The sequence below is a fragment of the Clostridiales bacterium genome, from assembly GCA_017961515.1.
GTDB lineage: Bacteria > Bacillota > Clostridia > Acetivibrionales > RGIG10202 > RGIG10202.
Genome location: JAGCXC010000078.1, coordinates 1 through 2700 on the forward strand (window position 1 = coordinate 1; position 2700 = coordinate 2700).

Below are 2700 nucleotides of genomic sequence, written 5' to 3' on the forward strand. Positions count from 1 at the left end.
AACAACATTATGTTGACCATTAACACCGGCAGAAACTGGGGCATATGGAGTAGAATAAATAGTATACTTACTTGTTGTAACAATGATATCACCAAAACGTAAACCATTTACAGCAGTTGTATAGTATGTATATGAGTTTGCACCAAGTGTAATATTTCTATCCTCAAAAACATTACCATAGTTAGCAAAATTCCCATTATATGCTGTACACTCTTGATATCCACCGCCATTTACTGAACGATACCAGTCCTTTGTAGATTCACTACCAAAATGGGTTCTTTCCGTTTCTTCGTCAGCATAAACTGTTTTAATCTCAACGATACCATTTTCTTCAGCAGTTGGTAGTTTTTTTAAGTTTAATGTCAAAGTTGTATCAAAAGGATCTGGATCTGGCAAACAAGCCACAAAATGTCCATGAATTCCTGGAGGAGCTTCTGTATCAAAATCTACTTTACTCCAAAAATCCTCTGCATTAGCAACTTTCTTTTGATCTACATATAGAGAACCGGTACCAAATTCTACCTTGTCTTTAAAGCCTTCTAGATCTTGAGTTGTTGAATAGTAGTTTTTACAATAAGTATCTTCACGATAGGAAAGAGATTGTATAACTCCATTCTTTAATTTGATTTTTTCAAATAGGTTATCTAGATTATATCTTCCGTTTTCACGAACAATGTTAACAGAAGAAACGAAGACACCATCATCAATTGTGAGCGTGGATTTCTCCATTTGCATACCAATTGTTAAATATATTTGTGCATTAACGCCACCTTCACCAGGGTAACTAGACTGAAGTGTAAGATTGTGTCCATTTGTATAAATCATGATGTAAGTATAATTTCCGGGAGTAATACCAAACCCATTTAAATCTAAAATAAGATCATTTGTTAGGGTGAAACTATAATTATTTTGCATACCTATATCACGCGTTAAATATTTTCTACCGCCTTGAGCCAATGCCACCAAAAAGTCTTGTTCGGTTGATATTGGATTTCCCATAGGCACATATTCAGCGTGAGCTACATCTGTATTATTATTGCTAAGTGTCACCATTAAGCAAAAACATAATAATGCTAGTAGCACTGCAATTAACGCAACAGATATTATAGTCGTACGTTTTGTCATATGTTGTCTCCTTATTTTTCTCCCCCACTTTTGTCGCGGGTGTGTATTTTACTTATAAATAATTTTATTCATAGAATAATTGGCTTTCTATACTAAGGCTGGGTAAACTTATATACCCAAACGGATATTGTTTTGTTTTTTACCCTTCTTTATTGTCTAAAATTTTAGTATGTGTTTCTTTTAATCTTAAATACCCGTTGTATAATTCTTGGATGGTGTAAAAATTCATAGTTAATTATATTAACTAAATTTCTAAGAAATTGATATATACCCGTGCGGGTATTACATTGTACCCATCTGTATATTTGAAAAAATGCACCTCTATGTTATAATCAAGCCATGAGACGTGTTTTAAGCTTACTAACTATATTTGTATTTGTTTTAACTTTGGCATTATCTATTGTTTTTTTAATACCAAATAATGCCGCATATGCACAGAATGAGTATGTTGCTAACAATAAACAAGATCTTTTAGATGCTTTGGCAAGAAAGGCAGATGTAATTAAGGTTGGTAATATGGATCTTGAAGGATCTACTATATCTTTAAACTATAGCGTATCTATCATTGCTAAAGATTCTATTAATACTATTAAAAATGTATATATAAAAATAGATGCACCTATCTCCTCTTCAGATAAGATTTATATATCTATAAAAAACATTGAATTTGATGGTTGCTTTGATGCATCTACCTTAAATATTTATGCTGAAGAAGAATTTGATGTTATCTTTGGCTCAAGAGATGACAAAATCTGTATAGAAGGAACAACTGGCTATTATGATTTAACTATCTCTAATTGTTCTATTCACCACTACGCATCCCCATCTGGTCCTGCAATAATGGTTGAAAACCAATACTTTGATAGAACTAAGAACATAACCATAGAAAATTCTTTATTCTTCTCTAACTACTGTGAATTCGATACCATTCATTTATCTAATACAATGATGAACGTAAATATGTCTAATTGTGAATTCAAAAACAACTACGCTTATAAGAGTGCAGGATTAACTGTTGCAAACTGCAATGCAACCTTAGATGGATTAAATATCCATGACAACCACTTCATACCTTTAGATGTTAACCAATCTAATATGCAAAACTGTGGTGGCGGTATGTATTTAGGTGGCGTAACTGGATCTCTTAAAAATTCTGTTGTTTCAAACAACAAAACTATTTTCGGCGGCGGTATAGGCGTTTCTCCTAAAACAAGTGGTTCTGGGGAATTTATCTTTGAAAATGTAACTATTAAGAATAACGAAGCCACATATGGCGGAGCAATATGCGCACATAGTATATCTGGCCAACCAATTAGATTCTTTGGATGTAATATCTTTAATAATAAAGCAGACTATGGTTCATCCCTCTATTCTTTAACATACGCATATTTCTCAAATAATAAATATAACGGTGGTCTAGTTGAATTCATCTTCTCCACCTTCACAGAAAATACAGCACAAGATAATGATACCTTTGCTTTCTATAGAGAAGCACAAACAAAAGGAACAATTGGCTTTATAAGCCTTAAAGGTTGTCTTGCAATAGGCAGTGATTTATATGGTGCAAAACCAGAA

General features: G+C 32.8%; 2 protein-coding genes. One reads left to right on the plus strand and one right to left on the minus strand.

The window, feature by feature from the left end; all coding sequences use genetic code 11:
- Positions 1-1125 (minus strand): hypothetical protein (locus J6Y29_05250; protein ID MBP5427276.1); only part of this gene is annotated, 1125 nt, incomplete at its 3' end.
- A gap of 339 nt (positions 1126-1464) precedes the next feature.
- Between J6Y29_05250 and J6Y29_05255 the strand changes: the two genes are divergently transcribed.
- The coding region (locus J6Y29_05255; protein MBP5427277.1) for a hypothetical protein at positions 1465-2700 on the plus strand (1236 nt) is incomplete at its 3' end.